Here is a 6,980-nt window from a genome sequence, read left to right as displayed (position 1 = left end):
GCACTGTCAAGGATCTGACCAGCCAGAGCGAGACGCTGAACTTCAGACAAATTACCGAAAAGGGCGCCATCTACTACATCGCTCAGTACTCGGTGCCCCAGACCGAAACCCGCACCTTCGACATCAAGGTGCAGATCGGTGACAAAATCAACACCATCAGTTTTAACCAAGAGATTTTCCCCGGCCAATGATCAACTTCACACAGCTCGTACTGGCCAGCCACAACGCCGGCAAACTCAAAGAACTCCAGGCAATGCTCGGCAACTCGGTGCAACTGCGATCGATCGGCGAGTTCAGCACTGTCGAGCCTGAAGAAACCGGCCTGTCGTTCGTCGAAAACGCCATCCTCAAGGCCCGCAATGCAGCGCGCATTTCCGGCTTGCCGGCGCTGGCTGACGATTCCGGGTTGGCGGTGGATTTCCTCGGCGGTGCGCCAGGGATCTATTCGGCTCGTTATGCAGATGGTCAGGGCGATGCGGCGAATAACGCCAAGCTGCTCGACGTTTTGAAAGACGTCCCGGAAGCCGAGCGCGGCGCGCAGTTCGTCTGCGTCCTGGCGCTGGTGCGTCATGCCGATGATCCGCTGCCGATCCTCTGCGAAGGCCTGTGGCACGGGCGTATTCTGCCGGCCGCCAGTGGCGAGCACGGGTTTGGCTACGATCCGCTGTTCTGGGTACCGGAGCGCGATTGCTCCAGCGCCGAACTGAGCCCGAGCGACAAGAACCTCATCAGCCACCGCGCCCGTGCAATGGAACTGCTGCGCCAGCGTCTGGGCCTGAAATGATCCACGACTCATCCGCGTCACCGCTGATCTTCGGCGGCGACGCCCAATCGCCACGAGCGTCACTGCCCGTGTTGCCGCCTCTGGCGCTGTACATCCACATCCCGTGGTGTGTGCGTAAATGCCCTTATTGCGACTTCAACTCCCACACCGCCAGCCCGGYGCTGCCGGAAGAAGAGTACGTCGACGCGCTGCTGGCTGACCTCGATCAAGATCTGCACGCAGTCTACGGCCGCGAGCTGAGCTCGATCTTCTTTGGCGGCGGCACGCCAAGCCTGTTCAGCGCGCAAGCGTTGGGCCGCTTGCTCAAGGGCGTCGAGCAACGCATTCCGTTTGCCAGCGACATAGAAATCACTCTGGAAGCCAATCCGGGGACGTTCGAACAAGAGAAGTTTGTCGCTTACCGCGCGCTGGGCATCAATCGCCTGTCAATCGGCATCCAGAGCTTTCAGGAAGAGAAACTCAAGGCCTTGGGGCGGATTCACAACGGCGACGAAGCAGTGCGTGCCGCTGGTATGGCGCGTCAGGCCGGGTTCGATAATTTCAACATGGACTTGATGCATGGGTTGCCCGACCAGTCGCTGAACGATGCGTTGAGTGACCTGCGCCAGGCCATCGCCCTGAAGCCGACCCATTTGTCCTGGTATCAGCTGACGCTGGAGCCAAACACGGTGTTCTGGAACCAGCCTCCAACGCTGCCGGAAGACGACACGTTGTGGGACATTCAGGAAGCGGGTCAGGCGCTGCTTGCCGAACACGGTTACGCGCAATACGAAGTCTCGGCTTACGCCCAGCCTGGTCGTCCGGCGCGGCATAACCTCAATTACTGGAGTTTCGGCGACTTCATCGGCATTGGCGCTGGCGCCCACGGCAAGCTCAGCCATCCGGACGGGCGCATCGTGCGCACCTGGAAGACTCGCTTGCCCAAGGACTACCTCAACCCGGCGAAAAGCTTCAAGGCCGGCGAGAAAGCGCTGACTAATGATGAGATGCCGTTCGAGTTCCTGATGAACGCGTTGCGCCTGACCGAGGGCGTCGAATCGCGGCTGTATCCGGAGCGCACCGGGCTGAGCCTGGAAAGCCTCGCCGAACACCGCCGCGAAGCCGAACAAAGTGGCCTGTTGCAGGTCGAACCGTCACGTCTGGCGGCCACCGAGCGTGGACAGCTGTTTCTCAATGACTTGCTGCAAAAATTTCTGAGCTGATTTCAGCCCTAAGGGAAAACGAATGGATTTGATACTTGACCTGCTCGCCACGGTGTCCCGCTGGAGCCGCAGCAACTTATCGGAAATCGCCCTGGCTTTGGTGGGCTGTCTGCTAGTGCTGTTCGGTTCGGACTTCAAAGGCTGGGTCGAGCAACGCCTGGGCAGCATTGCCGGCGCCCTGCGCGTCCCACTGATGGCCCTGCTGTGCCTGATCGGCAGCGGCGCCGCGTTGATCTACGCCACGCCGTGGATCGTCAAAGGGCTGGGCCAGTTCAACAACTACAGCCTGGCGCCGGTGTTGTTAGTGGTACTGGTGCTGATTGGCGTAGTTGCCGATCGCCGCTGAGGGCTGATGATCGTATGATCGTATGATCGTTCCCACGCTCTGCGTGGGAATGCAGCCAGGGACGCTCCGCGTCCCATTCAGAGCCGAACGCGGAGCGTCCGTTGAGGCATTCCCACGCAGAGCGTGGGAACGATCATCGGGTATCAGGTTGATCAGGACTGTTTTTCGAACTTCAGGTCCCACACCCCGTGCCCAAGACGTTCGCCGCGGCGTTCGAACTTGGTGATCGGGCGTTCGGTCGGACGCGGGACGCACTTGCCATCTTCGGCGAGGTTGCGATAGCCCGGGGCGACGTTCATCACTTCCAGCATGTACTCGGCGTACGGTTCCCAGTCGGTGGCCATGTGCAGCACACCGCCAACCTTCAACTTGCTGCGTACCAGTTCGGCGAATGACGCCTGAACGATACGGCGCTTGTGGTGACGGCTCTTGTGCCACGGGTCCGGGAAAAACAGCATCAGGCGATCGAGGCTGTTGTCGGCGATGCAGCGATTGAGCACTTCAATCGCGTCGCAATCGTAAACCCGCAGGTTGGTCAGGCCCTGGGTCAGCACGCCATTGAGCAGCGCGCCGACACCTGGACGGTGAACTTCCACGCCGATGAAATCCTGTTCCGGCGAGGCCGCGGCCATTTCCAGCAGCGAATGGCCCATGCCAAAACCGATTTCCAGCGAGCGCGGCGCCGAGCGGCCGAACACCTGGTCGAAGTCCACCGGCGCATCGGCCAGCGGCAGCACGAACAGCGGCGTGCCCTGCTCCAGACCTTTTTGCTGGCCTTCAGTCATGCGCCCGGCGCGCATCACGAAACTCTTGATGCGGCGGTGTTGGCGCTCTTCGCCTTCTTCCGTCTGGATTGGCGTGTCGTTTGATTCAGTCATCAATGGCTCTTACTTGATCAGACCATCCAGCGGCGAGGAGGCGCTGGCATAGAGTTTTTTCGGCATGCGGCCGGCGAGGTAGGCCAAGCGACCTGCCACGATGGCGTGTTTCATGGCTTCGGCCATCATGATTGGCTGCTGGGCGTGGGCGATGGCCGAGTTCATCAGCACTGCGTCACACCCCAGCTCCATGGCGATGGTGGCGTCGGAAGCGGTACCGACACCGGCATCCACCAGCACCGGGATCTTGGCTTCTTCGAGGATGATCTGCAGGTTGTACGGGTTGCAGATCCCCAGGCCCGAACCGATCAGACCCGCCAGCGGCATGACCGCGATGCAGCCGATTTCCGCGAGTTGGCGAGCAATGATCGGGTCATCGCTGGTGTAGACCATCACGTCAAAACCTTCTTTGACCAGCGATTCAGCGGCCTTGAGGGTTTCGATCACGTTGGGGAACAGGGTTTTCTGATCCGCCAGCACTTCCAGCTTCACCAGGTTGTGACCATCGAGCAGCTCACGGGCCAGGCGGCAGGTGCGCACAGCCTCGATCGCGTCGTAGCAACCGGCAGTGTTCGGCAGGAAGGTGTAGCGATCCGGCGACAGGAAATCCAGCAGGTTCGGTTCGCCCTGGTTCTGGCCCAGATTGGTGCGGCGCACGGCGAAGGTGACAATCTCGGCACCCGAGGCTTCGATGGCCAGACGGGTTTCTTCCATGTCACGGTACTTGCCGGTACCGACCAGCAAACGCGACTGGTAAGTACGACCGGCCAGGACGAAAGGCTTGTCGCTACGAACGATGCTCATGGGAAATCCTCTGTAGGGGTGAGGTTCTTGCAGAATTCTGTGGCCCTTCAGGGCCGAATGGCGACTAGCCGCCGCCGATGGCGTGGACGACTTCGACGCTGTCGCCGTCGTTCAGCGTGGTGTCGGCATGCTGACTGCGCGGGACGATATCCAGATTGAGCTCAACCGCCACCCGGCGTCCGGTCAGTTCCAGACGAGTCAGCAGGGCCGCAACGGTTTCACCGTCGGGCAGTTCAAGGGATTCGCCGTTCAACTGAATGCGCATACCGAATGCCGCCATCATTTTTAGGGGCTGGCATTCTAGCCCGATCGTGACCTAAAGGTCAGCAACAAGCGTCAAGCGGTAAGCGGCAAGCGCCAGGCGGCGAGGCCCAAGCAAATCCAGCCCGAGAGGAACGCCAGACCACCGAATGGGGTGATGATGCCGAGCTTGCTGACCCCCGTCAGCGTCAGCACGTATAAGCTGCCGGAGAACAGCAGAATCCCGACGGCAAATGAAACTCCGGCCCAGGTGACGAGGCGACCGGGAATCTGCGTAGCCAGCAGCGCCACGCCCAGCAATGCCAAGGTGTGCACCAGTTGGTAGGTGACGCCAGTGTGGAAAATCGCCAGGTACTCGGGGGTCAGACGGTTTTTCAGGCCATGAGCGGCGAACGCGCCCAGGGCAACGCCGGTGAAGCCGAAGAAAGCGGCCAGCATCAAAAAGCCACGCAGCATGAAGAACTCCAGTCAGACTCGATCAACAGGGTCTGTATAATGGCCCGCTCAACGGGTTCGGCCAAGCCATCTCTATGCTGCGTATATATTTGCGACGATTCACAAAGGCCGTGCTCTGGTTCGCGGGTGGCAGCGTATTGCTTGTGCTGATCTTTCGCTTTGTGCCGCCGCCGGGAACGGCGTTGATGGTCGAGCGCAAAATTGAATCCTGGTTCAACGGCGAGCCGATTGACCTGCAGCGCACCTGGAAACCCTGGGATGAAATCTCCGATGACCTGAAACTCGCGGTGATTGCGGGCGAGGACCAGAAATTCCCTGAGCACTGGGGTTTTGACTTTGGCGCGATTCAGGCGGCCCTGGCTCATAACGAACTAGGCGGATCGATTCGCGGCGCCAGCACGCTGAGCCAGCAAGTGTCGAAGAATCTGTTTTTGTGGTCTGGGCGCAGTTGGCTGCGTAAGGGCCTGGAAGCGTGGTTTACCGGGCTGATCGAAGTGCTCTGGCCCAAACAGCGGATTCTTGAGGTGTACCTCAACAGTGTTGAGTGGGATGACGGGGTGTTTGGGGCAGAGGCTGCGGCACACCATCACTTCGGTGTGAGTGCTAAAAGTCTGAACCGTCAGCAATCGAGCTTGCTGGCCGCCGTCTTGCCCAACCCGCGAGTGTGGAGCGCGAGCCATCCGACCAACTACGTTGCGCGGAGGGCCGGGTGGATTCGGCGGCAGATGAGTCAGTTGGGTGGGGATAGTTATCTGGTTGGCCTCAACGATTCGCGCCGGGCGCCTTGGTCCCAGTAACACCGCAAATCCCCTGTGGGAGTGAGCCTGCTCGCTCCCACAGGTGTTAGTTGTCAATTTGGAAAACCGCGCACAAACAAAAACGCCCCGATCAATGATCGGGGCGTTTTTTATTGCCGGGTCACAGGTTATGCGGCGATCGACAACTTGAGCTTGTTCATAGCGCTCTTCTCGAGCTGACGGATACGCTCGGCCGATACGTTGTACTTCTGCGCGAGGTCGTGCAGCGTGGCTTTTTCTTCAGCCAACCAGCGCTGATAGAGGATGTCACGGCTGCGGTCGTCCAGCACTTCCAGTGCTTCGTGCAGGTTGTGGTTGGAGTTGTCGCTCCAGTCAGCGTCTTCCAGTTGACGGGCCGGGTCGTACCGGTGGTCTTCCAGATAGTTGGCTGGCGACTGGAAAGCACTGTCGTCGTCCGCTTCCGCAGCCGGATCGAAGGCCATGTCATGGCCGGTCAGGCGACTTTCCATCTCACGCACTTCCCGCGGCTCTACGCCGAGGCTTTCCGCGACACGGTGGACTTCCTCGTTGTTCAACCAGGCCAGACGCTTCTTCTGGCTGCGCAGGTTAAAGAACAACTTGCGCTGGGCCTTGGTGGTCGCGACTTTCACAATGCGCCAGTTGCGCAGGATGAACTCGTGGATTTCCGCCTTGATCCAGTGCACCGCGAACGAAACCAGACGCACACCCATTTCCGGGTTGAAGCGCTTGACCGCCTTCATCAGGCCGACGTTGCCTTCCTGGATCAGGTCAGCCTGAGCCAGACCGTAGCCGGAATAGCTACGGGCGATATGTACGACAAAACGCAGGTGGGCGAGCACCATCTGCCGAGCCGCCCCCAAATCCTGCTCATAATAGAGACTCTCGGCCAGTTCACGCTCCTGCTCCGGCGTCAGCAATGGAATGCTGTTCACGGTGTGCACATAAGCCTCCAGGTTCGCACCCGGGACCAGAGCATATGCAGGTTGCAAAGAATTGGTCATACGAAAAAACCTCCCACTTACAAACTCGTGCAGTTCAGCACTGCGAAAATTGACCGGAAACCGAAAAAAAAGTTCCCATAAACGCTGAAAGGTCAATACGAGCAAAATGATACTACTTAGGCGCAAGCTCCCTCAGGTGGCGTGCGACTGCAATCCATGCACCGATATACCCCAACAGCACCGCGCCAAGCAAGAGAGACAGACCATCGGCAGCTGGCACACCGGCCAGCGCGAAATCACTGCCGTACAAGCCGGCCAGCCCAACCACCGCGTCGTTCAGCCAGTTCAAGCCAAACGCCAGTAGGCCCCAAGACAGCATCCCCGCACCGAAGCCATAAAGCGCGCCCATGTACAAAAAAGGCCTGCGTACATAGCTGTCAGTGCCGCCGACGAGTTTAATCACTTCTATCTCTGTGCGGCGGTTTTCAATATGAAGACGAATGGTATTGCCTATCACCAAAAGTAATGC

At 59.4% G+C, this 6,980-nt stretch carries 11 protein-coding genes; 5 read left to right on the top strand and 6 right to left on the bottom strand.

All coding sequences use genetic code 11. The annotated features are described in order from the left end of the window. The 4 genes from AC1DRJ_RS16425 to AC1DRJ_RS16410 all read left to right on the top strand — a co-directional run. On the top strand, positions 1-191 hold a 191-nt coding region (locus tag AC1DRJ_RS16425; protein WP_477803076.1), incomplete at its 5' end, for a DUF4426 domain-containing protein. Next, positions 188-784 (top strand): RdgB/HAM1 family non-canonical purine NTP pyrophosphatase, encoded by a 597-nt coding sequence (rdgB, locus tag AC1DRJ_RS16420; RefSeq protein WP_477803075.1) that lies wholly within the window; start codon positions 188-190, stop codon positions 782-784. The genes AC1DRJ_RS16425 and rdgB, both read left to right, overlap by 4 nt. Next, complete coding sequence (hemW, locus tag AC1DRJ_RS16415; protein ID WP_477803074.1) at positions 781-1,986, top strand: radical SAM family heme chaperone HemW; 1,206 nt, start codon at positions 781-783, stop codon at positions 1,984-1,986. Before rdgB ends, hemW begins: the two co-directional genes overlap by 4 nt. 22 nt (positions 1,987-2,008) lie before the next feature. Further along, complete coding sequence (locus tag AC1DRJ_RS16410) at positions 2,009-2,332, top strand: DUF3392 domain-containing protein (RefSeq protein WP_007945509.1); 324 nt, start codon at positions 2,009-2,011, stop codon at positions 2,330-2,332. A gap of 152 nt (positions 2,333-2,484) precedes the next feature. Here AC1DRJ_RS16410 and trmB read toward each other — a convergent pair whose 3' ends face one another. The 4 genes from trmB to AC1DRJ_RS16390 all read right to left on the bottom strand — a co-directional run bounded on the left by trmB (position 2,485) and on the right by AC1DRJ_RS16390 (position 4,731). Then, positions 2,485-3,210, bottom strand: a complete 726-nt coding sequence (trmB, locus tag AC1DRJ_RS16405; protein ID WP_007945510.1) for a tRNA (guanosine(46)-N7)-methyltransferase TrmB — start codon at positions 3,208-3,210, stop codon at positions 2,485-2,487. Positions 3,211-3,219: 9 nt separating this feature from the next. After that, entirely contained in the window at positions 3,220-4,014 is a 795-nt protein-coding gene (locus tag AC1DRJ_RS16400) for a thiazole synthase (RefSeq protein ID WP_007945511.1), read from the bottom strand. A 64-nt stretch (positions 4,015-4,078) separates the two neighbouring features. Beyond that, entirely contained in the window at positions 4,079-4,279 is a 201-nt protein-coding gene (gene thiS / locus AC1DRJ_RS16395) for a sulfur carrier protein ThiS (RefSeq protein WP_008026157.1), read from the bottom strand. 71 nt (positions 4,280-4,350) lie between these two features. Continuing rightward, on the bottom strand, positions 4,351-4,731 hold the full coding sequence (locus AC1DRJ_RS16390; protein WP_477803073.1) for a DUF423 domain-containing protein: 381 nt from the start codon (positions 4,729-4,731) through the stop codon (positions 4,351-4,353). A gap of 74 nt (positions 4,732-4,805) precedes the next feature. On the opposite strand from AC1DRJ_RS16390, the gene mtgA reads away from it, so the two are divergent. Continuing rightward, entirely contained in the window at positions 4,806-5,528 is a 723-nt protein-coding gene (gene mtgA, locus AC1DRJ_RS16385; RefSeq protein WP_477803072.1) for a monofunctional biosynthetic peptidoglycan transglycosylase, read from the top strand. 128 nt (positions 5,529-5,656) lie between these two features. Here the strand turns inward: mtgA and rpoH are convergent, their stop codons facing one another. Then, positions 5,657-6,511: an RNA polymerase sigma factor RpoH gene (gene rpoH / locus AC1DRJ_RS16380; protein WP_007897890.1), complete on the bottom strand. Its 855-nt coding sequence runs from the start codon at positions 6,509-6,511 to the stop codon at positions 5,657-5,659. Positions 6,512-6,623: 112 nt separating this feature from the next. After that, on the bottom strand, positions 6,624-6,980 hold a 357-nt coding region (locus tag AC1DRJ_RS16375), incomplete at its 5' end, for a cell division protein FtsX (protein WP_477803071.1).

It is taken from the genome of Pseudomonas sp. P5_B2 (genome assembly GCF_056400445.1).
This window is presented reverse-complemented; position numbering and strand designations above follow the sequence as displayed.